Annotated in this window: 19 protein-coding genes; 9 read left to right on the top strand and 10 right to left on the bottom strand. The window is 45.5% G+C overall.

Features of this window, described 5'->3' with window-relative positions:
- The first annotated feature begins 128 nt into the window (after positions 1-128).
- The gene (locus DFP75_RS12555) at positions 129-1694 is read left to right on the top strand and encodes an aminotransferase class I/II-fold pyridoxal phosphate-dependent enzyme (RefSeq protein ID WP_110576189.1); all 1566 of its coding nucleotides are present in this window, start codon (positions 129-131) and stop codon (positions 1692-1694) included.
- A 34-nt stretch (positions 1695-1728) separates the two neighbouring features.
- Here the strand turns inward: DFP75_RS12555 and DFP75_RS12550 are convergent, their stop codons facing one another.
- The 3 genes from DFP75_RS12550 to DFP75_RS12540 form a co-directional block, all read right to left on the bottom strand.
- Complete coding sequence (locus DFP75_RS12550) at positions 1729-2352, bottom strand: DsbA family protein (RefSeq protein ID WP_110576187.1); 624 nt, start codon at positions 2350-2352, stop codon at positions 1729-1731.
- Positions 2353-2492: 140 nt separating this feature from the next.
- Complete coding sequence (locus DFP75_RS12545) at positions 2493-3689, bottom strand: amino acid aminotransferase (protein ID WP_110576185.1); 1197 nt, start codon at positions 3687-3689, stop codon at positions 2493-2495.
- 244 nt (positions 3690-3933) lie between these two features.
- Entirely contained in the window at positions 3934-4128 is a 195-nt protein-coding gene (locus DFP75_RS12540; RefSeq protein ID WP_110576183.1) for a PA3496 family putative envelope integrity protein, read from the bottom strand.
- A gap of 186 nt (positions 4129-4314) precedes the next feature.
- Here DFP75_RS12540 and uvrD point away from each other — a divergent pair, with 186 nt between their 5' ends.
- The 5 genes from uvrD (at position 4315) to DFP75_RS12515 (ending at position 11881) form a co-directional block, all read left to right on the top strand.
- Complete coding sequence (gene uvrD / locus DFP75_RS12535) at positions 4315-6528, top strand: DNA helicase II (protein ID WP_110576181.1); 2214 nt, start codon at positions 4315-4317, stop codon at positions 6526-6528.
- A gap of 250 nt (positions 6529-6778) precedes the next feature.
- Positions 6779-7852 carry an oxidoreductase gene (locus DFP75_RS12530; protein WP_110576179.1) on the top strand — a complete coding sequence of 358 codons (1074 nt, stop codon included), beginning with the start codon at positions 6779-6781 and terminating at the stop codon, positions 7850-7852.
- Positions 7853-8100: 248 nt separating this feature from the next.
- Complete coding sequence (locus DFP75_RS12525) at positions 8101-9213, top strand: TRAP transporter substrate-binding protein (protein WP_110576177.1); 1113 nt, start codon at positions 8101-8103, stop codon at positions 9211-9213.
- Positions 9214-9363: 150 nt separating this feature from the next.
- The gene (locus tag DFP75_RS12520; protein WP_110576175.1) at positions 9364-10473 is read left to right on the top strand and encodes a TRAP transporter substrate-binding protein; all 1110 of its coding nucleotides are present in this window, start codon (positions 9364-9366) and stop codon (positions 10471-10473) included.
- Between the two features lie 301 nt (positions 10474-10774).
- Positions 10775-11881: a TRAP transporter substrate-binding protein gene (locus DFP75_RS12515; RefSeq protein ID WP_110576173.1), complete on the top strand. Its 1107-nt coding sequence runs from the start codon at positions 10775-10777 to the stop codon at positions 11879-11881.
- A 93-nt stretch (positions 11882-11974) separates the two neighbouring features.
- Here the strand turns inward: DFP75_RS12515 and DFP75_RS12510 are convergent, their stop codons facing one another.
- The 3 genes from DFP75_RS12510 to DFP75_RS12500 are packed head-to-tail and all read right to left on the bottom strand — an operon-like array spanning position 11975 to position 14912.
- Positions 11975-13462, bottom strand: coding sequence for a tripartite tricarboxylate transporter permease (locus DFP75_RS12510; protein ID WP_110576171.1), 1488 nt, complete (start codon positions 13460-13462; stop codon positions 11975-11977).
- Positions 13462-13902 (bottom strand): tripartite tricarboxylate transporter TctB family protein, encoded by a 441-nt coding sequence (locus DFP75_RS12505; protein WP_110576169.1) that lies wholly within the window; start codon positions 13900-13902, stop codon positions 13462-13464. The genes DFP75_RS12510 and DFP75_RS12505 overlap by 1 nt, the downstream gene beginning before the upstream one ends.
- A gap of 32 nt (positions 13903-13934) precedes the next feature.
- Positions 13935-14912: a Bug family tripartite tricarboxylate transporter substrate binding protein gene (locus tag DFP75_RS12500; protein ID WP_110576167.1), complete on the bottom strand. Its 978-nt coding sequence runs from the start codon at positions 14910-14912 to the stop codon at positions 13935-13937.
- Positions 14913-15029: 117 nt separating this feature from the next.
- Between DFP75_RS12500 and DFP75_RS12495 the strand changes: the two genes are divergently transcribed.
- Genes DFP75_RS12495 through DFP75_RS12485 form a run of 3 tightly spaced genes read left to right on the top strand, consistent with a single transcriptional unit; the run spans position 15030 to position 18134 of the window.
- Positions 15030-15698 (top strand): response regulator transcription factor, encoded by a 669-nt coding sequence (locus DFP75_RS12495; protein WP_110576165.1) that lies wholly within the window; start codon positions 15030-15032, stop codon positions 15696-15698.
- A complete protein-coding gene (locus DFP75_RS12490) occupies positions 15685-17076 on the top strand; it encodes a sensor histidine kinase (protein WP_110576163.1) in 1392 nt (463 codons plus the stop codon). Before DFP75_RS12495 ends, DFP75_RS12490 begins: the two co-directional genes overlap by 14 nt.
- The gene (locus tag DFP75_RS12485; RefSeq protein ID WP_245927053.1) at positions 17070-18134 is read left to right on the top strand and encodes an ABC transporter substrate-binding protein; all 1065 of its coding nucleotides are present in this window, start codon (positions 17070-17072) and stop codon (positions 18132-18134) included. The genes DFP75_RS12490 and DFP75_RS12485 overlap by 7 nt, the downstream gene beginning before the upstream one ends.
- A gap of 87 nt (positions 18135-18221) precedes the next feature.
- On the opposite strand, the gene DFP75_RS12480 is transcribed toward DFP75_RS12485, so the two are convergent.
- The 4 genes from DFP75_RS12480 to DFP75_RS18615 all read right to left on the bottom strand — a co-directional run.
- Positions 18222-18905, bottom strand: a complete 684-nt coding sequence (locus DFP75_RS12480; RefSeq protein ID WP_110576161.1) for a 1-pyrroline-5-carboxylate dehydrogenase — start codon at positions 18903-18905, stop codon at positions 18222-18224.
- A gap of 14 nt (positions 18906-18919) precedes the next feature.
- Complete coding sequence (gene putA / locus DFP75_RS12475; protein ID WP_110576159.1) at positions 18920-22042, bottom strand: bifunctional proline dehydrogenase/L-glutamate gamma-semialdehyde dehydrogenase PutA; 3123 nt, start codon at positions 22040-22042, stop codon at positions 18920-18922.
- Positions 22043-22332: 290 nt separating this feature from the next.
- On the bottom strand, positions 22333-22860 hold the full coding sequence (locus DFP75_RS12470; protein WP_245927052.1) for a bacteriophage T4 gp5 trimerisation domain-containing protein: 528 nt from the start codon (positions 22858-22860) through the stop codon (positions 22333-22335).
- 486 nt (positions 22861-23346) lie between these two features.
- On the bottom strand, positions 23347-26040 hold a 2694-nt coding region (locus DFP75_RS18615), incomplete at its 5' end, for a type VI secretion system Vgr family protein (protein ID WP_245927051.1).

The following is a 26040-nucleotide window of genomic DNA, read 5'->3' as shown; positions in this document are numbered from 1 at the left end:
AACCAGTGAAATTGTACCTTAACTCCCATCAAAATCGTGAATTATTGGGCTTTTACTTGCGTTTTTTTGAGACAGCTATAATGATTGATAACAGATACTAGATGACAAACTAGAGAAGGTACAAAGCGGTGGCGGATTTTTTATATAAAGGTGTGGTGGATTGGTTCTTCGATCAGATGTCGCAAGAGGCCATCGTGCCCGGTGATAAAATGCCATCACTACGTGCTTTATCGAAACAATTGGGTCTGAGTTTAAACACAGTCATTCATGGTTATGAATTACTAAGCGAAGAGGGCTGGATTGAATCTCGTCCAAAGTCTGGCTACTTTGTTTGTCATCGCAGTGAATCAAAGCCAGCGCTGTTGCTGGCTGGTGATTCCCTTCGAGAATTAACCAATGATGGCACCAAGCCTGCTTGGTCATGCCTTGCGCACCGTGGTGCTTTAGTGGATCAAAGCGAGACGTTTTTAAGTTCGGTATCACGCCAAGAAGAAGACCGACTTCCTGTATTAGGAAAGGGCCATTTGGCGGCTCGTGAAGCGGTCAGTGAGCATTTAAAAGGGCTGGGTATCAAAACTCATGCTTCTCATCTTTGGCTAGGGTATTCGCCTTTGGCTATGTTTACTCAAAGCGTGCAAACGCTTACTCAGCGTGGCGATAGTGTGTTGGTGTTAACACCTTGCGACCCTAGAATTACCACTACGTTGCAGAGCTTAGGACGCAAGGTTATTGCTCTTACGGCTGGTGAGCGCGGTGTTGACCTTGATTTGGCTATTCGTTGTTTACGCGACAAACCCATTCGTCTGATTGTCTTGCCGGGGCAGTTTTCCTTTCCTGCTGGTCAGTTGGTAAGTAATTTGAGTTTGCGTCGTTGGCTGGCGATTATCGAAGAAACTAAGCTGCCGGTGATTGAATGGGATTTGTGTTCCCATTTGGCGTATCGCGCAGGCTCCACAATGACCTATAAATCATTGGATTCGTCTGACCATATTGTTTACATAGGTGGTGTGGAATCAAAAGGTGTAGGTCGTTCTGCTAGTTGGTGCTTACCGGGTAAGCATCAAGCTTTGCTAGAAGGAGCTTTTTTAGGCGCTGATATGGCGTTGAGCGATGCCCAGCAAGTGGCATTAAGTGATGCATTACAGCCAAACAGTAAGCGTTCATTAACGAAGCGTGCTCGAGATGTTTGGGCCAATTCTGAACGTGTTAAAGCGCACTTAGAAACGCGCCTTGGTGATAAAGTCAGCTTTGCGGCTAGTAAAGGTGGTATGTTTCTTTGGATGCGGATGTCAAAACCCTTAGACGTTGCCAGCATGACGGCATTACTCGCTAGCTTCCGTCACGCTATTGTGCCTGGAGCCTTGGTGAGTCATGAAGCGGATGCGAGCAACTGGTTGGCGGTCAACGTGACGTTGGACGATGTTGAGCCTCTAGCAAAAGCCTTGGCAGAGCATTTGGTGGTTGATGACGTTGAGTCAGCGCCCATTGAAGAGATTATGGTTGAAGATACTCCCGAGGAACCTCAACAAACTGCGTCTGAGCCTATTGCTGAAAGCGAGCAAACAGAAGAACTTGTTGATTCTATAGAAAGTGACTTAGCACCGTCAGGGGATGAAGAGAAAAAATCTCGTCACACAACCAGCGAGCCGCTTTATAATCCTATGTTGGATTTAATTAATCACGATTTTGGTTAATCGTTATTAAAGAGAGATAATTAAAAAGGCGCTTTTAGAGCGCCTTTTTTATGCTTTCTAGCATGCTGTTGTGATCTTTATAATCCAGCGGAATCAGTGTCAGTTTATCGCCTATAAGCAAAGCTAAAGAAGGGAAAGAGTTCAGTCCAAGGTGTCGTGCTTGGTCTATTTCTTCTTCTAGCAAACGCTGATTTTTAACATGTTGCATGCTCTTTTGGAAACCGTCTGGGTTCATGCCTATGTGCTCTGCGCACTCAATAAGCGTATCTAGATCTGACGGGTTTTTGGCATTTAGGTAATACGCCTCTTGGATGGCGTGATACATCTCTTCTTCTAACCCTGTGTCTCTTGCCACATAACAGGCTCGACAGGCTGGGTAAGTTGAACGACGTGGCGTTGTTGTCCGCCAAAAATCAAAATTGAATTCAGTGCCTAAAGTGGCTTGTATGTTTTTCCATGTCGCTTCTAGCTTGGTCTTCATATCATTTGGCATGGCAATATCTGAATCAACGGCAAGACCGCCAAGCATAGGTTGAATGGTTAATTGATCTTGATCGATTAACGGTTGCAAGGCTTTTTGTAGCTTGGTCCAGGTTGGTCGAAAACCCCAACACCAGCTGCACATCGGGTCGTAGCAGTAAATAAGTGTGGCAGTCATTGAGAAATCTCTATCGGAAAAACGAGCTGTATAAAGTAGCAGGCTTTTTAGTGATTACACAACTGCTAGAAATGGCAGACATAAAAAAACGGCTACAAGGTTGTTAACTGCAGCCGTTTATACCGTGCATTAATCAGAGATCAGCCTTTTAATATGGCTGCAATCGCATCGCACAAAGGTTCCATGTTGTCGTGAGTCATACCAGCAACACTGATGCGTCCAGAACCCACGATATAAATCCCGAACTCTTTACGCAGTTGAGCCACTTGATCTGGGTTAAGACCAGAAAAAGAGAACATACCCTGTTGTTGAGAAATGAACGAGAAATCTTGGCTAACGCCTTTGGCGCGTAAGGTATTTACGAACAAGCTGCGCATTTCGTGAATACGAGTACGCATCGCTTTAACTTCGCTTTCCCATAATGCGAACAGTTCAGCATCATTTAGAATTTCAGCAACAACCGCAGAGCCATGAGAAGGCGGGTTGGAGTAATTGGTACGAATACAGCGTTTTACTTGCGTAAAGGTGGCTTCCGCTTGTTCTGCTGTTTCACACAGAATAGTAAGAGCGCCGACACGTTCGTTGTACAAACCGAAGTTTTTAGAGAACGAACTAGCTATTAGCATTTCTGGAACATGCTCCAAGAAAGTACGCAAACCTTGAGCGTCTTCTTGTAAGCCTTGGCCAAAACCTTGATAGGCGAAGTCGAACAATGGCAAGAAGCCTTGTTTGCTGCAAAGCTTAGCAAGCTGATACCACTGCTCTGGTGTTGGATCTATGCCTGTTGGATTGTGGCAACAACCGTGGAATAGGACAACATCGCCTTCAGGTATTTGAGACAAGCTGGCAAGCATGGCTTCAAAGTCTAAGGATTTGCTATCAGCATCATAATAAGCGTAGCTGCCGACTTCTAATCCAACGGATTGGAAAACAGACTGATGATTTGCCCAAGTTGGGTTACTGACCCAAATTGTGGCTTCTGGTAGATGTTTCTTAATGAATTCTGCTGCGACACGTAATGCACCTGTGCCGCCGGGAGTATGGGCTGTTTGAGCAAGTTGTTTGGCAATAATAGGATGATCTTTACCAAATAAAAGCGCTTGCACTGCGGATCGATAAGCGGGTGCGCCTTCGATGCTGAGGTAACTTTTGGTTGTTTCTCGAGCCAACAAGCGTTCTTCGGCTTGTTTTACGGCCTTCAAAATTGGTGTATTGCCTTGTTCGTCTTTGTATACGCCAACGCCCAAGTTGATCTTATTGGGATTGGAATCATTTTTATAAGCGTCGTTTAGACCAAGAATTGGGTCTGCAGGAGCAGCTTGGATATGTTCAAACATGGTAACTCCCCAAAAGGGTTATTGTCTTTTTTTATTATGGATTAGAAGATATAAAAATCAGACTGTATGGTACTCCAAGACGGGGCTAACCGCCATAAGTTGGAGCAAAAGGGGAAGGAATTAGCGTAAGAAATGGTCGTATCAAAGGTGATTACTTTTTTTGATGTAATAAAGCCCTAAGACCTAACATGATGTTAGGTCTGGTTTGCTTGCTGTTTGTCTCAGACCGATAGGGGAATGAAAATTAATCGTCCCAACCGTTTGAGATATCCTTATGCAGGCGTTTTTCTTCTAAATGCTGTTCAATTGCGCGTCTGGCTTTTAACATACGCGCAGCGTCTTCCTTTTGATTCCGTTCTTTTGTTTCGTTATCCAAGCTAATGGAAGCATGCATTATGTCGGTTTTTACTTCAGTTAATGTTTCAGCAAAATCGCTCATCGTTATACCCTTTTGGACGTTCGACGACATTGAAATACACAGATCACTGTCATCGACTGTTAAAAAAAGTCAGAATAGACAGATAACACATTTTTCAAGTTAATAAAAAACTCAAACTGATTAAAAATCAATCTATTTTTACGAGTTTTTTGTGACAAAATTATTAATTAATCATGGCGGAATGCAATGGACGTTTCTTTTATCCTCGATTCACTCAATGACAAGCAGCGTGAAGCCGTTGCCGCACCTTTGCAGAATAGCCTTGTTCTGGCTGGAGCGGGATCAGGTAAAACCCGAGTCTTGGTGCACCGTATCGCATGGTTAATGCATGCTTATGAGTTGTCACCTTATAGCCTGATGGCGGTGACTTTTACCAACAAAGCCGCACGTGAGATGCAAGGTCGTATAGAACAGCTGGTGGGGGTACCTCCGCAAGGCATGTGGGTTGGTACGTTTCACGGCCTAGCGCATCGCTTATTGCGAGCCCACTGGCGTGATGCTGGCCTAAAAGAAAACTTCCAGATAATGGACAGTGACGACCAGCTGCGATTAATCAAGCGTATCATGCGAGAACTTAATATCGACGATACGCGCTGGCCACCCAAGCAAGTGTCTTGGTTTATTAACGGGCAAAAAGACGAAGGCCGTCGTGCCGCTCACGTGCCAGACAGTCATGACCCTTTCTCCAAAGGTATGCGCGAGTTGTATTACCATTATGAGGAAGCTTGTGAACGTGGTGGGTTATTGGACTTTGGCGAATTGCTGTTGCGTGCTCATGAATTGATGCTCAGCACGCCAGCGTTATTGCGTCATTATCAAGACCGCTTTCGCCACGTGCTGGTGGACGAGTTTCAAGATACCAACACGATTCAATACGCTTGGTTGCGCCTCATGGTGGGCAGCGAAGGGACAATTACTGCTGTGGGTGATGATGATCAGTCTATTTATGGCTGGCGCGGTGCAAAAATTGAAAATATCCAAAACTTCACCAAAGATTTTAAAGACGTTGGCACTATCCGTTTGGAGCAAAACTATCGTTCAACCGGTCATATTTTGAACGCCGCCAACGGTTTAATCAAAAACAACGATGACCGTCTAGGGAAAGAGCTTTGGACCGACAGCGGTGATGGCGATCCAATCTCCTTGTATGCGGGATTTAACGAACAAGACGAAGCACGTTTTATCATTGGCATTATTAAACAATGGCGTGATAAGGGAACGTCGCTGACAGATATGGCGATTCTGTATCGTTCCAATGCTCAGTCTCGTGTCATTGAGGAATGCTTAGTTAGGGAACAGATTGCTTATCGAATTTATGGTGGGCACAGATTTTACGACCGCCTAGAGATCAAAAATGCCTTGGCTTACGCGCGTTTGGCGCTAGATCCGAATGACGATGGCGCGATGGAGCGTGTGATCAATGTACCGCCACGCGGTATTGGTGAGCGCAGTATCGGCACTTTGCGTGAAATTGCACGTGATAATGGCTGTTCTATGTGGCAAGCCGCGCAGGAAGTCGTGCGCCAATCTTTAATGCCTGGTCGTGCAACGAATGCAATCAAAGCGTTTTTGCATCTAATCGAAGGTTTGAGTACCACGGTTCAGCAACCCGATTTGAACTTGAACGATATTTTCGAGCAGATTATCGAAGAAGCGGGTTTGATCCCTTTTCATGAAAAAGAAAAGGGCGAGAAAGGCGAAGCACGTATTGAGAACTTAAAAGAGTTGGTTGGTGCGGCTGGTGGGTTTAGCTGGAGCGATGAAGACGAAGAATTTAGTTCGCCGTTGATGGCATTCTTGGATAAAGCGGTATTGGATGCCGGTGACGCACAAGCGGACGAATACCAAGACGCGGTGCAGCTGATGACATTGCATTCGGCGAAAGGTCTAGAATTCCCATTGGTGTTCTTAACGGGCGTGGAAGAAAATATCTTCCCAAGCAAGATGTCTTTTGAAGAACCAGGCCGACTCGAAGAAGAGCGCCGCTTATGTTATGTGGGCATTACTCGCGCGATGGAAAAGCTATACATTACTTATGCGGAATCTCGTCGTTTGTTTGGTAGTGAGTCGTTTAACAGCCCATCACGCTTTATCAAAGAGTTACCGCCGGAATGTTTGGAGGAAGTGCGACTACGCTCGCAAGTAAGCCGTCCAGTGTCTTTGCAGCGTCCTGATTACAATTTTGAAAAGAATAAACTGCAAAACAGCAGCGCTTTGAACAATTACAAAGCGCCAGAAGTTACCGTGAATATGGGTGATCGTGTTAATCACCCTGTGTTTGGCGAAGGCTTGGTAGTTAACTACGAAGGCCAAGGCCCACAAGCACGCGTACAGGTCAATTTTGATGACGAAGGCACTAAGTGGCTGGTGTTGTCGTTTGCTAAACTGGAAGTGCTTTAACCCTCCGGTAACAAGGACGCTGAGTCTTATTCCTTTGCGCCTGCTTCGCAGGCTCAGCGCGTCAGCAGGAATAAGACTCAGCTTACCTTTGTCGTATTGTTTTCTGTGTTTCCATTTCTTTCTACGTTCTCCACCTATTTCACCATTATTGGGTGGTCTAACAGCGTAAATGTTTTTAATTGCAGCATTTTTTTTTAATTAGTTGTAAACTATTTAGAGTTGTAAGTATTTGGCTGATGAGGAGTGTGGCATGGCGATTCGTGTTGGTTTGATTGGTTTTGGTTTGTCTGGGCGGGTGTTTCACGCGCCTTTTGTGATGAATGACCCTGACATGACGATGACGTATGTTTGCAGTTCGAAGGCGGATGAGGTGAGGGCGGTGTTGCCTGATGTGTCTGTGGTGTCGTCTGCCGAAGCTGTGTTTGCTGCATCGGATGTGGATCTGGTGGTGATTACTACGCCGAATTCGTTGCATTTTGATCAGGCGAAGAAGGCATTAGAGAACGGCAAACATGTGTTGTTAGAAAAGCCGTCTGTGACCAGTCTAAGTCAGATAGAAGCATTGTGTGCTCTTGCTAAACAGAAAAGTTTGGTGTTTTGCGTGTATCAGAATCGTCGTTTTGATGGTGACTTTTTGCGTCTTAAAGCCTTAATCGAAAGTGGTGAATTAGGGGCATTGAAGCATTTGGACTCGCGCTTTGATCGCTTTCGCCCAGCGGCTCAGGCGCGTTGGCGTGAGGAGCCGGGTATTGGTTCGGGGATTTTCTGGGATTTAGGCCCGCATATTCTCGATCAGGCGTTATGTTTGTTTGGGCCGCCAAAGTGGCTGCACGCGAGTATCGATAAGTTACGTGAAGGCAGCCAAACTCATGATTGGTTTGAAGTTGAGTTGGGGTACGATGATAAGCGAGTGCGTTTAGCGTCTACGCCATTTGAGGCCGGTGAAATGCGCCGCTTCAACGCCAGATTCACCAAGGGCAGCTGGCAATGTGTGGGCTTGGACCCACAAGAAGAAGCGTTACGAGCAGGACAGATGCCGTGGGATGCGGATTTTCCATCGCAAGCCACTCAGCAACGCAATACGCGTTTTGTCGCGCACTCCCAAGATGATATCGAGCGAGTTCAGGAAGACCCAACACAAGGTGATTATGTGGCGTTTTATGCTAAGTTACGTGATGCCATTTTAGGTAAAGGCGAGGCGCCTGTTGCTATGGAACAAGCCTGTCAGTTGATTTATTTGATCTGTTTGGCGGAGCAGTCTGCTGAAAGCGGTCAGCGCATGTCTTGGGGATATACACCGAATTTCTCGGTTTCGTCAAATTAGTCGCAAGAAATCGCAAAAAAGGGTTGAGCAAGATTCCCACAATTCTTATCATCTTTTGCCTTTTTGATCTTTTATGCATCAAAAAGGCAATTTTCTGTCTGATTTTATAATAAAAATACAATAATACGCGGTGTTTTAGCATTCGTGGATTATTGATCCTATCTCTAAGATTGATTGATGTGGGCATCGCTTTCTTGTGTCGCAGGCAGAGTTATTGTCATCAAGTATCTAGCTCCTGAGGGAAAATAATGCGTAATGTAATGGGATTGGGCAAATTAGCGTTCGCTGGTTTGTTGGCTGTGTCTTTGGTCGCTTGTGGTGGATCAGAGAAAGCAGAAGAGACAGCAAAAGCTGAGAAAAAAGTAGAAACGATTCATTGGAAAATGGTGACGGCTTGGCCTAAAAACTTTCCAGGTTTGGGAACGGGCGCTGAAGCACTCGCAAAAAATATTACAAAAATGTCTGATGGTCGTTTGGACGTTAAGGTATATGCAGCAGGAGAGCTAGTTCCAGCGCTGGAAGTATTTGATGCTGTTTCCCGTGGTACTGCGCAAATAGGTCATAGTTCTGCGTATTACTGGAAAGGTAAAGCGCCAGCGGTACAGTTTTTCTCGTCTGTGCCTTTTGGTATGACTGCGCAAGAGTTTAACGCTTGGCTTGAATTTGGTGGTGGATTAGAGCTGTGGGAAGAAGTGTATGCGCCATTCAACATTATTCCTATGGCGGCAGGTAACACTGGCGCGCAAATGGGCGGTTGGTTTAATAAAGAAATCAATTCTTTGGCGGATTTTCAAGGCTTGAAAATGCGTATGCCTGGCCTAGGTGGCGAAGTGCTTAAAAAGGTTGGTGCTGTGACAGTTAACCTTCCTGGTAGCGAGATGTTTACTGCTCTTCAAACGGGTGCTCTGGATGCAACAGAGTGGGTTGGTCCTTACAACGATTTAGCATTTGGTTTGTATAAAGCAGCAAAATACTACTATTACCCTGGTTGGCAAGAACCTGGTTCTGCGGTTGAAGCACTGATCAACAAAGACGCTTTCAATGCATTGCCTGAAGATTTGCAAGAGATCGTTCGTTCTGCGGCAGCGCAAGCTAACTTGAATATGCTAAACGAACTGACAGCTCGTAATAATGCGGCTTTGCAGACTCTGGTTGAAGAACACAATGTCACCTTGAAGAAATTTCCGAAAGATCTGTTAGAAGCCTTACGTGTTGCATCAGACGAAACGCTTAAAGAAGTAGCGGCTAACGATGCAATGAGCCAAAAAGTGTATGACTCTTTCACTGGCTTTTTAAACTCTGTGGCTGAATGGCATGATATTTCTGAGCGTGCCTTTATTAATGCGCGTGCAACAGACTAAGGTTTTCTCATTCATAGAATAGAGAACAAGTGACCCTGATAAGCTCTGCTGTCGGCTGATGGTAGAGCTTATTTTATATTGCTTACCTGATGTGTCCCATCGGGCAAGTTATGACTACTGAGTGAGATTCACTCTTTCACGGATAAGTACATGAATAAAATTAAAAAATGGAACCAAGCCTTACTTGTTGGCTTGATGGCAGCAGCATTGGCTGCTTGTGGTGGAGCAGAAGAAAAAGAGACTGCAAAGGCTGAGCAAAAAGCGGATGTTATCCATTGGAAAATGGTGACAACTTGGCCTAAAAACCTCCCAGGAATGGGAACAGGGGCTGAAAAGCTGGCGCAGAACATTAAAGAAATGTCTAACGGTCGTTTGGATATTAAAGTCTACGCCGCTGGTGAGCTTGTTCCTGCGCTAGAAGTATTTGATGCGGTTTCTCGTGGTACGGCGCAAATGGGTCATGGCTCGGCGTATTATTGGAAAGGAAAAGTAGCGGCTGCACAGTTTTTCTCGACAGTGCCTTTTGGTTTCAATGCTCAGGAGTTTAATGCTTGGATTGCCTATGGCGGTGGTTTAGAACTGTGGCAAGAAATCTATGCGCCTTTTAACCTGATTCCTATGGTTGCTGGTAATGCTGGCGTGCAAATGGGTGGTTGGTTTAATAAAGAAATCAATTCCCTAGAGGACTTCAAAGGTTTGAAAATGCGCATGCCTGGGTTAGGCGGCGAAGTATTGAAGAAAGTCGGAGCATCACCCATCAACTTACCGGGCAGTGAAGTATTTACGGCGCTGCAAACTGGTACGATTGATGCCACTGAATGGGTTGGTCCATATAACGATCTTGCTTTTGGTTTGTATAAAGCCGCGAAGTACTATTATTACCCAGGTTGGCATGAGCCAGGTTCTGCGGTTGAAGTTATCTTTAACAAAGAGGCTTTTGAGGCTTTGCCTAAAGATCTACAAGCGATTGCTCGTGCCGCGGTTAAACAAGCTAACTTAGACATGATTAACGAGTTTACAGCGCGTAATAACGACGCACTGCAAACCCTGGTTAATGAGCATAATGTGATTCTTAAGCCGTTCCCACGAGACCTACTCGAAGCACTTAAGAAAGCGTCTGCAGAAACATTAGAAGAAGTTGCCGCTAATGATCCAGATAGCCAAAAAGTATACGAGTCCTTCAAGAACTTCATGGCGCCAGTAAGTGAATGGCATGATGTTTCCGAGCGAGCTTACATCAATGCACGCGCGGACGACTAAGACGCTACGCTTTCTATTTTAAAAGCGCTAATGCCGATAAAGCCTCGTTATCTTTGATAACGGGGCTTTTTTATTTTGCATGGGGATGAATTGAGTGAGGAAAATAATAAATATCAAAAAAGACTTGAGAGCTGACAGCGCAATTCATACTATTCAAAGCACTTAATGCATTAAATGTGCACGTAGGTTCAATTTTCTTCCTTAGTGGGAAAGGGAGAAAATGAAAGTAATTAGCGTTGCTCTGGCTTGTAAATAAAGCCTCAAAACAATAAATAAAATCAGCCTCCTGAGGGATAAAAAAATGATAAGAAAAACGTGGAGTAAACTGGCATTAGTCGGTTTAGCTGCAGCAACCTTGGTTGCCTGTGGTGGATCTGAAGAAAAAGAAACAGCTCAAGTCGAGAAAAAAGCTGAAGTCATTAACTGGAAAATGGTCACCACTTGGCCAAAAAACTTTCCTGGTTTGGGGACTGGCGCTGAAAATCTAGCAAAAAGCATTAATGAGATGTCCAACGGGCGTATCAACGTAAAAGTCTATGCCGCTGGAGAGTTGGTTCCTGCGCTAGAAGTGTTTGATGCGGTTTCTCGTGGCACAGCGCAAATGGGTCATGGCGCTGCGTATTATTGGAAAGGCAAAGCGCCTGCCGCGCAATTTTTTACAGCGGTGCCTTATGGTTTCACTGCACAAGAAATCAACTCTTGGATTCATCACGGTGGCGGTTTGAAACTGTGGGAAGAAATTTATGCCCCATTTAACTTGATCCCAATGGCGGCGGGTAACACCGGTGTACAAATGGGTGGTTGGTTTAATAAAGAAGTAAATTCTTTGGCTGACTTCCAAGGTCTAAAAATGCGTATCCCTGGTCTTGGTGGTGAAGTTATTAAGAAAATTGGCGGCATCCCAGTGAACTTGCCTGGCGGAGAGATTTTCACTTCTTTGCAAACGGGCGCGATTGACGCAACCGAGTGGGTAGGCCCTTATAATGACCTTGCATTTGGTTTGTATAAAGCAGCGAAATACTACTACTACCCAGGTTGGCATGAGCCAGGTTCTACTATGGAAGCGCTGTATAACAAAGCCGCGTTTGAAGCCTTACCAAAAGATCTACAGCTAATCGTTCGTGCTGCGACGCGACAAGCAAACGCAGAAATGTTGGATGAGTTCACCGCATTGAATAACGCGGCACTTCAGACGCTAATCAATGAACACAACGTGACGTTGAAATCTTTCCCTGATGATGTGTTGATCGCGCTGAAAAAAGCCTCTACTGAAACATTAGAAGAAGTGGCAGCAGCAGACCCATTGAGCCAGAAAGTGTATGACTCGTTTAAAGAGTTTGGCGCGAAAGTAAGAGCGTGGCACGAAGTATCTGAGCGTGCTTACATCAATGCTCGTGAGCTTGAATAAAACTAAGTGGCTTTGAGCTATATAAAAAAAGCCTTCATGGTCAGATTGATCATGAAGGCTTTTTACGTAAACGAGTTTAGTTTGTTTCGATTATTACGTTTTAAATTTTTTTATCAACTTAGGAGCAACCAGAGCGGCAACGGTTGCGGTAGCTAAGATATAAGTCATAGTACCGTTTAGTAGGATAGACCAATCACCGCCACTGATAGACAGTGCTCGACGTAAGTTTTCTTCTAATACTTCGCCTAATACCAAGCCCAAAATAACCGGTGCAAGAGAAAAGCCTAGTTTGCGCAAGATGAAGGCAAAGATCCCTAATACGATCATAAAGAACAAGTCGAACGAATCCCCATGGATCGAGTAGATACCAACGAAAGTAAGCATGACGATAATAGGGACAAGGTATGCTTGTTTGATAGACAGCAATCGAACAAACAAGCCAATAAGCGGTAAGTTCATGATTAGCAACGCAATGTTACCAATGAACATAGACGCGATAAGACCCCATGCAATTTCCGGCTGTTGTTCAAACAAAAGCGGCCCCGGCGTGATGTTAAACATCAACAACGCACCTAATAGAATGGCGGTTGTCCCACTACCTGGGATACCCAAGGTCAACATAGGTAACATAGAGCCCGCTGCAGAGGCGTTGTTTGCGGCTTCTGGCGCGGCAAGACCACGAATATCCCCTTCACCAAAGTGTTCGTTGTGGCCTTCTGCGAAACGTTTTTCTGTACCGTAAGCAACCGCACTCGCAATGGAAGCACCAGTACCCGGTAAAACACCAATTAAAAAGCCAGATAGAGTAGAGCGTAATACCACCCATTTAACGGCTAGCATATCTGACAGACTCACAAAGCTTTTGCCAACAGGAGTCATCTTTAAGTCGTTACGTGCCCAGCTTTCAAGAAGGATCAATACTTCACTGATGGCAAACATACCAATCACCACGACTAAAAAGTCTACGCCATCGAACAAGTTTGGAATGCCCATGGTGAAACGCAGAATGCCTGTACCGGAGTCGATTCCGACGGTTGCTAGTAGTAAACCAATGACTACACCAACAATGGTTTTGATTGGGCGTTTGCCCACCATGGTTGCCAAACACGTGAAGGCAAAAATCATCAACCAAACATACTCAGATGGACCAAATTCAATGGCTAAGCGACTGAGTAATGGTGCGAAAATAACCATAAGTATCAAGGCGCCTATGCTACCAAAGAATGAGGAAACGGCTGACAAGGCTAACGCTCTGCCACCTTCACCACGCTTGGCCATTGGGTAGCCATCTAAGGTCGTCATGATGGCACCAGCGTCCCCAGGAACATTGAGCAAAATACTGGAAATGCGGCCGCCATATTCGGCACCGTAATAAACACCAGCTAATAGAATAAGTGCGGATTCAGGGGGTAAACCGATGGAATAAGCCAAAGGCAATAAGATGGCTACACCGTTGATTGGTCCAATGCCCGGTAATGAACCGATCAGCGTACCAAAAAAGCAGCCTGCCAATACCAATCCCAAGTTAAGTGGCGTGAAGGCAACCGAGAAGCCTATCGATAAATAATGTAAAACGTCCATTATAGGTCTCCGAACAGTAGGCCTGTTGGAACATTAAGTTCCATCAAATCGGCTAATAAGTAATAGCTGACCAAGCTTAAAGCGAGGGCATATAAAAAGGATTTCAGAGGCTTTTCGCCAAATAACCAGCTAAAAATAGCGCCCACAATCGTGGTTGCAACGATGAAGCCCACTTCCTCAAATAGGAAGGCATACACCACCATAAGCACCAGACCACTAACAATTTTTATCAATATTTCTTTATTGGGTAACCAAGCGTTAGCATCGGGTTTTACGATTAAACGTACGCTACAGATAGCGAGCACAATAGATAAAATGATAGGGAATGCCTTTGGACCTAGGGGCTCATACTGAAACGGGACATCAAAATGGTAAGCTGTCCAGGCGGTTAGCCCGGACAGCACCAATAATGCGCCCGCAAAAATGCGGTCATATAACATGTTATTGCCTCAATTCATGACTTATTAATTGACTATTTAATTAGGCCAGCCTCTTGTGCTAAGCCGCGCATATAGCCAACACGCTCTTTGATGTAGCTGTCTAACGCAGGACCAGACATAGTGAAAGGTACTAAGTTTTGGTCAACAACCACTTTTTCAAAGGCTGGGCTTTTGTAAGCTTTTTTGAATTGATCTGCCCAATAGTTGTACGCTTCGTCAGATACCTTAGGCCCTAAATAGTAACCACGAAGAATGGTCCATTCAGCGTTGTAACCTTGCTCAATCGCTGTTGGATAATTGGAGAATTCGCCTTTTAAACGTTCTGGAGACATGATGGCTAGGATTTTTACTTTGCCAGATTCAACTAAGCCTTTTATTTCACCAACATCGCCTGGGTAGACTTTAATATGCCCACCAAGTAGAGCTGCTGATGCTTCACCGCCACCTTCGTAGGCAACGTAACGCATTTTCTTAGGATCTACACCAGCAGATTTAACGACAATGGCGGCTTTCATCCAGTCTTGGCTACCCACGCCACCACCGGCTCCTAACACAAATGCGCTTGGGTCTTTTTTGATATCGTCAACTAATTCACCAAGCGTGTTCCATGGTGCATCCGCGCGAACCATGATGGCACCATAATCGACTCCTGCTGTACCGACCCAACGAGCGTCATTTTCATCTAAATTTCTGCCAAATTTGCCCTGAGCAAGGTTTAGTAGTGAACCTGAGCTAAAAGCGACTAATTTGTTTGGATCATCTGGAGTTGTGGAATTGATGTAGTTATATGCAACCGCACCGACACCACCAGGCATAAAGGTCACGGCCATTGGAATATCAGTGATCCCTGCATTGGCAAAACCAGTTGAAAGGATACGGCAAGTTAGATCGAAGCCACCACCTGGTTTGGCTGGGGCGATACAAGTTGGTTTGGAAGGTTCAAAGGCGCTAACATTTAGTGCAGCAGTCATGCCGCCTACTAGTAATAAAGAGGCAATTTTGGCTTTCATTTATTATTCTCCAAATTTCTTTTTGTTTTATTTTGCTGTACAAGATTGCACAGTGGATTTTGAATTTACTCTTTTAAACTGACACTAACCTGACAAGATAAAGAATAGGGTTCCGTCATGCGTATGTTATTGATTGAAGACAACGAGAGTTTGGCCGACTCGATTCGAGTGTATTTTAAAAATTTAGGTCACCCTATTGATTGGATTGGTTCCGTAGAAAAAGCGGAAGCGAGTTTGTCTTTTGACGATTTTGATTTGCTAATCTTGGACATTAATTTGCCCGGAAAAAGTGGTTTTCAACTACTGCAAAGTCTTCGAAATCAAGGGAATCGCATCCCTGTTTTGGTCTTAACAGCTCGAACTGAAGTGGATGATAGAGTTAGTTCGTTGGACTTTGGTGCTGATGATTATTTGGCAAAACCCTTTGATTTTCGTGAGCTAGCGGCTCGTTGTCGTGCGCTTTATCGACGTGAACGAGGTGGCGCGAGTAACGAAATACAGTGTGGTAATTTAATGTATGACTTGGCGGCGCACTCGGCTAAAGTGAATGGTGTGACTTTAGATTTACGACCAAGAGAATTGCAACTATTGGAGCTGTTTTTGAAAAACTTGGATCGGGTGCTCACCAAAGATGATATTTCGAATCGCCTTTACAGCTATGATGAAGCCTATACACCCAATGCAATAGAGCAAACGTTAACGCGCTTAAGAAAACAGCTGGACGGTTCGACGTTAATCATCAAAACCATTCGTGGTTTAGGGTATTTGGCACATGTCGATGACTGAGAAAAGTTATTCAATCCGTTCTCGAATGTTAGGCCGATCAGCTTTTCTGCTTTTGTCTATTTTTTTGATTTTAAGTCTTGGCGTTTGGCACTATGCTCGTCAATCAGCCAATTATTCCTATGACCGACTGCTCAATAGCGCCAGTTTGTCTATCATGGAAGGTCTGCATGTTTATGATAAACAAGTGGATTTGGATTTACCTTACGCAGCGTTTGAGATGATGCAGCTGGCCAATGAAGATAAGGTTTTTTATCAAGCGCTAGGAACACAAGGTGAGCTGATTACAGGTTATCCTGATATGCCCTTGCCTGCCAAAATGAGCGTCGAATCACCGATCTCTTTTTATAATGGCCATTATTTATCCGAAGACGTGCGAGTCGTTATTCGTCACAAAAGGATTTCCGAGCCTTCCGTGTCTGGCTGGGTGACTGTGGTGTTGGCGCAAACCCTTAGGGCGCGACATGAGATGATGATCGACATTTTATACCGTAGTTTTGCGGTGCTGTTCGGTATCATGGCTTGTGTGATGATTGTATTGTGGGTAGCGATTAACCGTGCGCTTGAACCGCTTAGTTCAATCTCTAAAAGTCTGGCCTCTCACTCGTTGGTATCCGCAGAGCCTATTCAGACGACACCTATTCAAGAAGTGTCACCCTTGGTAAGCGCGATTAATGATTACCAAGCGCAGTTATTGTCTAACCTAGCGTTAATGAAGCGTTTTATCGCGGATGCTAGCCATCAAATTCGTACTGCGCAAAGTGCAACTCAAGCCCAATTGGACATTGCCAGTCAAAGCCAAAACTTAGCCGATTTACCTGAACATTTAAGCAAAATACGCACAGAGCATGATCGTTTGACGCGTTTAACCAATCAGCTGCTGACCCACGCGATGGTAGTTCATCGAGGTGATGCTGGGGTGATCGAAAAACTAGATGTCGAAAGTGTGGTTAAGCAACTCTTAACGGAATGCGTGCGAGATAATGCTCATCGTACGATCGATTTTTCGTATCAATGTGAGCTGCCATTACCTTTATTTATGGGGGATTCTATTAGCTTGCGTGAGGCTATTCGAAATCTTTTGGATAATGCGTTGTATTATGGGCCTGAGCACAATCAGATCGAGATTCTTTTGCAAACGGATTCTTCTGGTATTGATATTATAATTGACGATGCTGGCTCAGGTATTCCGCTTGAGTTGCGAGAAAAAGCCTTAGAACGTTTTCAACGGCTAGCTAATGATCTTAGTGGTTCGGGGCTTGGGTTATCCATTGTGACTAGTGTGGCAGAAGCACACGGTGGGCAATTCTTTTTAGAAGATAGCCCATTAGGTGGACTAAGGGCTAGAATTCATCTGCCAAAAGAGGGCGTATCATGTTGAGAAAAATGACGCTTATATTGATGGGGCTGATGTTGCTAGTCAGTCGCTCCAGTGCAGAAAGGCCAAGTATTAACCTTGAGTTGGATTCGAATCAATTAATTATTTTCAGTGCAACGGACATAAAAGCTATTGCCCCTGTGTTGAATGCATTTCGCGCACAAAACCCTACTGTAAACCTGGAGTATCACGAATTTAATACTCAAGAATTAGATCGTGCCATCAGAGCTAAACCTCTAGAAGATCAGCCTGATGTGGTGATTAGTTCGGCCATGGATTTGCAAGTTCGCTTGGTAAATGATGGCTATGCGCAACCTGTGTTGGGAGAGGCTGTTGCCGCCTTACCTAGCTGGGCGAATTGGCGTAATGAAGTGATTGGATTTACTTACGAGCCAATTGTCTTTGTTTACAACAAGCAGGCGTTTAAGAATAAAGCCGTTCCGCTTACCCACGAATCATTGGCAAGCACTATGCGCATTGAAGATGGCTTTTTCGCCAATAGAGTGGGCTCTTATGATGCGCGTCGCTCTGGAATTGGCTATTTGGTTGCAACGCAAGATGAAGTGACCTCAAGCATTAGCGGGCGTTTACAAGAAAGTTTGGGACGTGCTCGGACTAAGGTTTATGGTCAAACGGCAAGCTTGTTAGACGATATTGCTTCCGGAAAGCTGATCTTTGGCTACAACCTTTTAGGATCCTATTCATTCGCTCGTGAAAGGCGAGACAACAGCATTGGTGTAGTGATTCCGCAAGACTATGCCTTGGTGGTGAGTCGCGCAGCTTTTATTTCTAAACAAGCTAAGCATGTATCTAATGCCCAGCGCTTTGTGAATTTCCTGATATCTGACGAAGGGCAGGATGTGATTGCGAAAAAAAGCGAGCTGGTGGCCTTATTTCCCGATATTGATAGTTTGGTATCACAACAAGATGTGCAAGATCAGACTATTAATTTTCACCCCATTCCGTTAGGGCCTGCCTTAATGGTGTATCTTGATGATTCGAAGCGTCGACGCTTTATTAAAGCGTGGGAAAGTGCGTTGTTGCCTATTAAAGGCGAATAAAAAGTAGATAAAGGAATATAAAAAAACAGCCCTTCTTGTTTCCAAGAAGGGCTGTTTCGTTTTATATGTATTCTGTCAGAGCGAGTATTAGTCGTTCATGCTGCCCAATTCAAGCAGGGTAGCGTTGCCGCCGATCGCTGTTGTGTTGTTAGACACGGTACGCTCGGTGACAAAACGCAGCACGTAATGTGGTTTGGCAATCACACTTAGATTTTCCGCATCGGTTTCTTCTACTAATTGGCAGATTAGGCCGCTTTTCGCGGCTAAACGTTGGCTTAGTTGTTGAGCTTGTGCTGGGTCGCAAAGTATTGCAATACCAGCAAGGTGATCGGCTTCGACCAACGAGTCTTGTGCAGAGTCTGCAATGTTTTGAACCACGCCTTCCGCCACGAATGGGGAAATTATATCCATGATTTCTTGCCCCATTGGCCCAACTGTAATCACTGGGTTGCCAGCAATAAGTGCGGCAAATACTTGACCGACTAAACCAACTTTTGCTTTCTCACCTTCGATAAAAGACATGCAAAGAAATACGCCACGACCTTGGTTAGATAGCTCGTTGCGTTCACCAGTTGGCCCAGGCATTACGCGTGTTTCCGCAATGGATTTTTTCGCGTTATCGATCTGCCAAGCGGCCATTTTTCCTTGTTCTTTAGGGAAGGCGTTAAGGGCTTTCTGCAGTTTTTCTGCGCGGCCATTAACACCAAGTTTGTCCCATGCTTCGAAGACTTTCTGAGAGACCTGAATTTGGATAGGTTGTACGATTGTCATAGTAATGTCTCCTCTTAAAGGTCTTGCTCAATAGCGAAGCGTTGAAGGTAATGTGGACCGCCTGCTTTTGGTCCTGTGCCGGATAAACCTTGTCCGCCGAAAGGCTGAACGCCAACTACGGCACCCACTTGGTCGCGGTTGATATAAAGGTTACCAACGCGAGCGCGACTTGCGATACGAGCACAAGTGGTTTCGTTGCGGCTGTGTACGCCCATGGTTAAGCCAAAGCCGGAGTTATTGATGGTATCAATGATCTTATCTAGTTCACGGGCTTTATAGCGTACAACGTGAAGGATAGGGCCAAACTTCTCATCCGTTAGCTGGTCAATGCTGCTGATTTCAAATGCCGTTGGCGCAACGTAGGTGCCGTTTTTAGCGAAGTCTGGCAGTTCTGCTTGGGCGATCAACTTGCTTTCTTTGGTCATACGTTCGATGTGTTCAAGCAACATGTCTTGAGCTTTCTTATCGATAACCGGACCCACATCTGTGCTGTGCAGGTAAGGCAAACCAACAGTTTGTTCTTGCATGGCGCCTTTGATCATCGGAATGACACGGTCTGCGATGTCTGCTTGTACGAACAATACGCGCAATGCTGAACAACGCTGACCTGCAGAAGCAAAGGCGGAACGAACAGCATCACGCACTACTTGCTCAGGTAAAGACGTAGAATCAACCAACATGGCGTTTTGACCACCGGTTTCTGCAATCACTGGCACTGGCGCTACGCCACGAGCCGCTAGAGTACGGTTGATCAATTGTGCTGTGCCAGTGGAACCTGTGAAGGCAAGGCCAGCAATGCGTTTGTCGCTAGTCAGTGGAGCACCAACGGTGGCACCGTCACCTGGTAACAAGTGAAGTACGTCTGTCGGAACACCTGCTTGGTGTAGCATTTCAATGGCGCGGAAAGCGATTAAACTCGTTTGCTCAGCAGGCTTCGCAACCACTGTGTTGCCCACTACAAGCGCAGCAACCACTTGGCCTGTAAAGATGGCCAATGGGAAGTTCCATGGGCTGATACAAGTGAACACGCCGCGGCCGTTTAGCTTGGCTTGTTTGTCTTGGCCTAAGAAATCTTTGTAGTGCGTTGGGTTAGCGAAGTGGCTACGGGCTTGTTGCGCGTAATAGCGACAGAAATCCACGGCTTCACGAACTTCGTCGATGCTGTCTTGAATGGTTTTACCCGCTTCACGGTGGCAAAGCGCCATCAATTCAGCGTAGTTTTCTTCCATCAAGTCAGCCATTTTGTCTAGGCAGTCAGCACGTTCTGTTGCTGGACGTGCTGACCATGCAGGGAAAGCCGCTTCAGCAAGGTCTATTGCCTTGGTCACTGTCGCTGCGTCTGCCCAGTCGATTTGCCCCGCTATTTGGCTGTGGTCGTAAGGGCTGTCGACAGAATGCGTTTGACCTGTTGTGACTTTTTCGCCGCCAACAATAGGGAAGGCACGCCATTGGGTGTCTTGTCCCATGAAAACGTCGATTTTGGCTTTGAAAGGCGTCCAATCAGAATCAATTTCGATGTTTGGACCAAACGAGTTTCTGCGGTCGTCAAACAAGTTAGCTGGCAAGTTGATATGCGGGTTCGCCAATGATTTACGGCTTTCAAGGGTCGTCACTGGGTGATTGATCAAATCTGCAATTGGGTAGCTGGCATCAATCAGGCGGTGAACGAATGAGCTGTTAGCGCCATTTTCTAGCAGACGGCGAACCAGGTAAGGAAGTAAGTCTTTATGGCTGCCTACTGGCGCGTAAATACGTACACAGATGTCGCTGTCTTTGATCAAACGGTTGTAAAGCGCATCGCCCATACCGTGCAAACGCTGAAACTCGTATTCGTCAGTGCTGGCGCCTAATTGTTTAGCGATGCAGCTGATTGTCGCGATGGTGTGAGCATTGTGGCTGGCAAACTGAGGGAAGATGTTTGCACGAGCGTGTTCACTTAATAGGAAATTCGCACATGCCAAGTAAGATACGTCAGTAGATTCTTTACGAGTGTAAACTGGATAACCATTGATACCGCGCTGTTGGCACAGCTTGATTTCAGAGTCCCAATAAGCGCCTTTAACAAGACGAACAGGAATGCGATCACCTTGCTCTTTAGAAAGTGCCGCTAACCAAACCAAAACCGGTAAAGCGCGTTTTGAGTAAGCCTGAACAACAAGGCCAAATAAGCCCCAGCCTTTGGTGCATTCATCACGGAACAGTTTTTCAAATAAATGCAAAGACAGTTCTAAGCGATCAGCTTCTTCTGCATCTATGGTAATGCCAACGTTTAACGAGCGAGCTTTGGTGATCAAGCCTTTAACGCTGTCGAACAGTTCTGTCATTACGCGTTCTTCACAACCCACTTCGTAACGCGGGTGAAGGGCTGATAACTTGATAGAAATGGTTGGGCGGTGCTTTTGACTGTAAGTGTCTTTACCAACAGATTCGACCGCTTTCATATAAGACGTTAGGTATTTTTCTGCGTCAGCTGCAGTTAATGCGGCTTCACCCAGCATATCGAAAGAATAAGTGTAACCTTTGTCACGGTAGCTTTTGCCACGGGACAAGGCTTCTTCAATGCTGCGACCAAGTACAAACTGATGCCCCATGATTTTCATCGCTTGGTTCATCGCTTTACGAATTACTGGCTCGGAAACACGGTTTACCATACGGTTTACCAGATTGGCTGGCGTACCGTCTTTCTTCTCGTCCATAGTGACGATTTTCCCCGTCAACAATAAACCCCAAGTGGAGGCGTTAACGAAGAATGAGTCAGAGTTTTTTGCGTGAGAAGCCCAATCGGCGACGCTCAAACGGTCTTTGATAAAAGCGTCTGCGGTTTCTTTGTCTGGCACGCGCATGAGCGCTTCGGCTAAACACATCAACAAAATGCCTTCTTTGGTGTCTAGGCTGTACTCTAGCAACAAGGCGTCAATCATTGACATGCTATCGTCGTCTTGGCGTACGTCGGCAATCAAGTTTGCAGCGGCATTGGTTTGGTTTTCTAGCTCGACGTCAGTCGGCTTTGCCAACGGTAATAATTCCTTTAACCACTTCTCTTCGTCCATATTATAAAGAGGGGAAATAAGCTTCCACAATTCATTAAGTGGACGCTGAATGAAGTTAGGTTGTAATACCTCAATCGCTTTAAACATGGTTGGGTTCTCCCGCGTAAACATAAAAAACTGGATGGTTTTTTATTAAGGCCGCATATTGTTATAGAGCATTAAGCACTCTTTTGACTAATTTTCACTTTGCAGAATCAAAAAAATGCATGTCTGGATAATGCTGACACTTTAGTGACAGAAGGGATAAATTGTCTTTCGAAAAAGTCGTTTTTTTTTATAAGAAAGTCCGATTGCACAAGAATAAGCATAGTAGAGATTTTTTCTTGTGTAAGCGGAGTAAGGAAACCGTGAAGGTGTGGTATGAACAAATTTTCCTTTTAAAATAGGGCTGTCAATTTTCCACTAAATCCACTGTCCGATCCTGCGCTGCCGCCGGTGTTGAAGTTGATTGCAGAGCCGACAACGTGTACGCCAGCTGCGTCGATTTTTATAAAGTTGCCACCAACTTTGACCGTCATTTCTGACCCTGCTTCAATCACGGCTTTGCTGCCACTTTTTAGATGAATTTCATTGGCTGCATCCAGTACGGCTTTCGAGCCAACTTTTTGCTGCTGGCTACCGTCGATGGTGATTGTTTGGTCTTTGTCTATCTTATGGCGACTTTCGCCTTTGACGGTCAGGTGGTCGTTGCCTGTGCCGTTTTCGCCGCCGATTTGGGTAAAACGGTCGTTGTCGATTTGTTCATGTTGGTCGTGGCCGATGTGGGTGATACTGTCGTTGAGTACATCGGTTTCCATGTCTTTTTGGGCATGTACGTAGACTTTTTCGTTGTCGACTTGGTCTTCAAAACCGTTCCCTTGTAAAGAGCCGTTGAAGCCTTCCTCTTGGTGGCCTTTCCCGTTCAAAAAAAGCCTGCGCTACACGGTTTTAGTTTTGTTGTCGGGCAAGACGTGCTGATGATATTTTTTCGTGTAAAAATGCTCCCAATCGGGGAATGGGCTAGCTAATAGAGTGAAGTCAAAGAAGACCGTTAGCACTTAATATATCCATCCATTTATCTAAACTAATTAGATTAAGGTATTCATCCAAGAAAGTAATTCCCCCTCCCCATAAACCTAACATCACTCCCAGAGCACAAAAGATCGTATTGATCTTGGCATACCATGGCATAGTGGGCCGCTCAATGTTAAATAAGTAGCGTAGGCAGTTCCTCCAATAAATCCAGCTTCGTCTATAAAGAATTTCTATCTCGACAATATCTGGTTTATAAGAAAAATAGCCATTAATTAATTTTGAAGGAAAAAAAACCACGTAGAGTAAATTTATGGTTTGCCATAGCCAAAAAAAACCGGCTAATGGCAATGAATAGATCACGATAAAATAGACCCAAATCATTCAGTAAACCTTTTTTTGATTTGATATATATTTTCGCCAAAGCTCTCTCCAAGAGCATCACCTCCTTTACTACCTGCATAGGCACCCGCACCCGCACCAACAAAACCAATGGCGACGATTGCAACACCACCAGTCGCTACGCCTAGGAATACTGCAATACCTGTAGCTATTACTGCTCCAACGTTTCCTCCGTAAAACCCTCCCCCAACACTACCTGCAAATCCGCCAGCTTCTTTGTAACTCACTACTTCACATTGGCTGGTGTCATCGCCCGTGCACGCTTGTTTGATGTTGTCCACAGCAATGATTCCATCTACACCTACCGCTAACCAGCCAACGGCTTTTGCGCCTTTGGCCATTTTGGCGGCTTGACCAATACGCCTGCCCAGTTCAGGGACTTCTCCTTTGGCTGTTACCGTATCCCAGTTATGGATAATGGATTTACTGGACAGCCCTAAGGTGTGTTTGATTTGGGGGTGGTCGCCAATGTTGATTTTACTCATAGTTAAGCGTTCTAGCGCATTATCCAGTTGACCGAATAACGCTTGTCGATTCTGGTAAAAAGTAGGGGTAAAGCTGGCTTTTCCACCCGCACCAACCTGAGTATTGTCTAAGTAGTTTTGATTAAGCTGTTCCAGTACAGATTTTAAGCTATCAAAACGTTGTCCCATAGAGGCGGATGCAACACCAAAACCAGCCGTCCCCATGCCAATTTTGTCTTTGTTAATGTAATCTAATAACTGAAAATGGTTATAAGCGGTTTGTGCTTCTTCCTCTGTCAGTTGTTGTATTTCTTTGCTAGCCAGTTTGGCTTGCTGTTTTAATAGTTTGAGCTTCTCTTTATCTTCTTCCGTCTTTGGCTTATTCGACAGAATAACGAGTTCGCCAGGTAGCACGTTCTCTGGATTCAAGTGCATATTGTTTTTATTAAACTGAAAGGCTAGGTGGAACACATCCTTCTCAGAGACATGGTCATAATACAGTTGTTTTCGTGTGGTGACCTGATCATTAATAATGTACCCCGCTTCGAAGGGGGTATCTTCTTGCGTTTCTTCTGCGGCCTCGGCCGCTTCGTTGTTGCTGGCTGGAGGCGCGGTTGCTGCGGTATTGTTTGACGCGGTTGCGTGTGTGGGAGCGTCGTTGCCAGTTACGGCATCCAGATTGGCATTGTGTTCAGGGGCTACGCCACCCAAGGGTAGGGTGGCGGCTTTTGCCATTAATGAACTGCCCTCACTGGCGTTCCCTCCAGAGTTGAAGTTGATGGCAGAGCCAACTACGTGAACGCCAGCTGCATCAATTTTGATGAAGTTTTCGCCTACTTTGACGGTCATTTCGGATGCCGCTTCTATGATGGCTTTGCTGCCACTTTTTAGATGTATTTCTTTAGTTGCATTCAATATCGCTTTATCACCGATTTTCTGCTGTAAGCTACCATCTACTATTAGTGTGTGATCTTTATCCACTTTATGGCGACTCTCACCTTTTATAGTGAGATGGTCGTTATTATTCAGTTGGGTGAACCTATCGTTGTCGATTTGGTTGTGCTGATCGTGTCCCACATGGTGGATTTGATCATTCAGTACGTCACTTTCGAGGTCTTTTTGCGCATGTAGGTAGACTTTCTCGTTGTCGACTTGGTCTTCGAAGCTGATCTCGTTGAAGCCTTCCCCTTGGTGGGTGTCACTGCGCCAGACGGTTTTGGTTTTGTGTTCGGGTAAAACGTAAGGTGCTGTATTTTTAGCGTTGAATGCACGCCCCGTGACAATGGGCTGATCTGGGTCGCCGTTTAGGAAGCTGACGATGACTTCGCTGCCGATTCTCGGGATGGCCATCATGCCGTGCTGATTGCCCGCCCAACCCTGGGAGACGCGTACCCAGCAGGAGCTGTGGTCATTCGCTTCGCTGTATCTGTCCCATGGGAAGTGCAGTTTGACGCGTCCGTGTTCGTCACAGAAGATTTCTTCCCCTTCAGGACCAACAACCGTGGCCATCATGGGGCCATCGACACTCGGTTTGGGTTGTGGTGTCGCTTGCCAGTTGGTGGTGGCTGGAATAAAGGTAAAGCGATTGTTGTAGGTGGTGCTGCCCGTTTGGCCTTCTTCTTCCAAGACTTGCGGTTGGGTGCCATGGTGTTCTACTGATACCGGCAGCCATTCTTGGTTGATGGTGTCTTCGTTGTGCCCTTCGAGGGTGATTTTCATGCCCGCTTGGATGCCAGCGTGGTTGCTTTTTCCCACTAGGGTACGCGCACTGCGGCGTAGGTATTCTAAGCGGATGCGAGAAAAGGCTTTGCCTGTCACGTCGTCTTTGAAACGCCCTGGGGCATCGAAGTGTTCGTAATTGGGCAGCTGATAATCCATGTTCTCGCCCTCTTGCTGGTGCAAGAAGCGGTAATCGGGCTTTTTGAAGCTGTAGTCTTTCAGCGTGCTTTGGCTTGGTAAGCTTTGTGTATGGTGCGTCAAAGTGGAGATGTAAAGATCGTCTGAGCCACCACCGGCTAAGACGTTGTATGGAATAGGTGTAGGGGATTTAGGTAAAAACTGGCTTTGATCAGCAAAGTGCAGCAGGTGTTTGCCTTCTTCATGGGTAAAGTAATAGACCCAACCCTCTTCGGCGGCCAGTCGGTGTAAAAAGTCTAGGTCGGTCTCACGGTACTGAACGCAAAACTCGCGCTCTAGGGGCGTTCTTTG

It is taken from the genome of Marinomonas alcarazii, assembly GCF_003208215.1.
Taxonomy (GTDB): domain Bacteria; phylum Pseudomonadota; class Gammaproteobacteria; order Pseudomonadales; family Marinomonadaceae; genus Marinomonas; species Marinomonas alcarazii.
The sequence above is the reverse complement of the archived record's forward strand: the minus strand, read 5'-3'. Positions and strand labels throughout refer to the sequence as shown.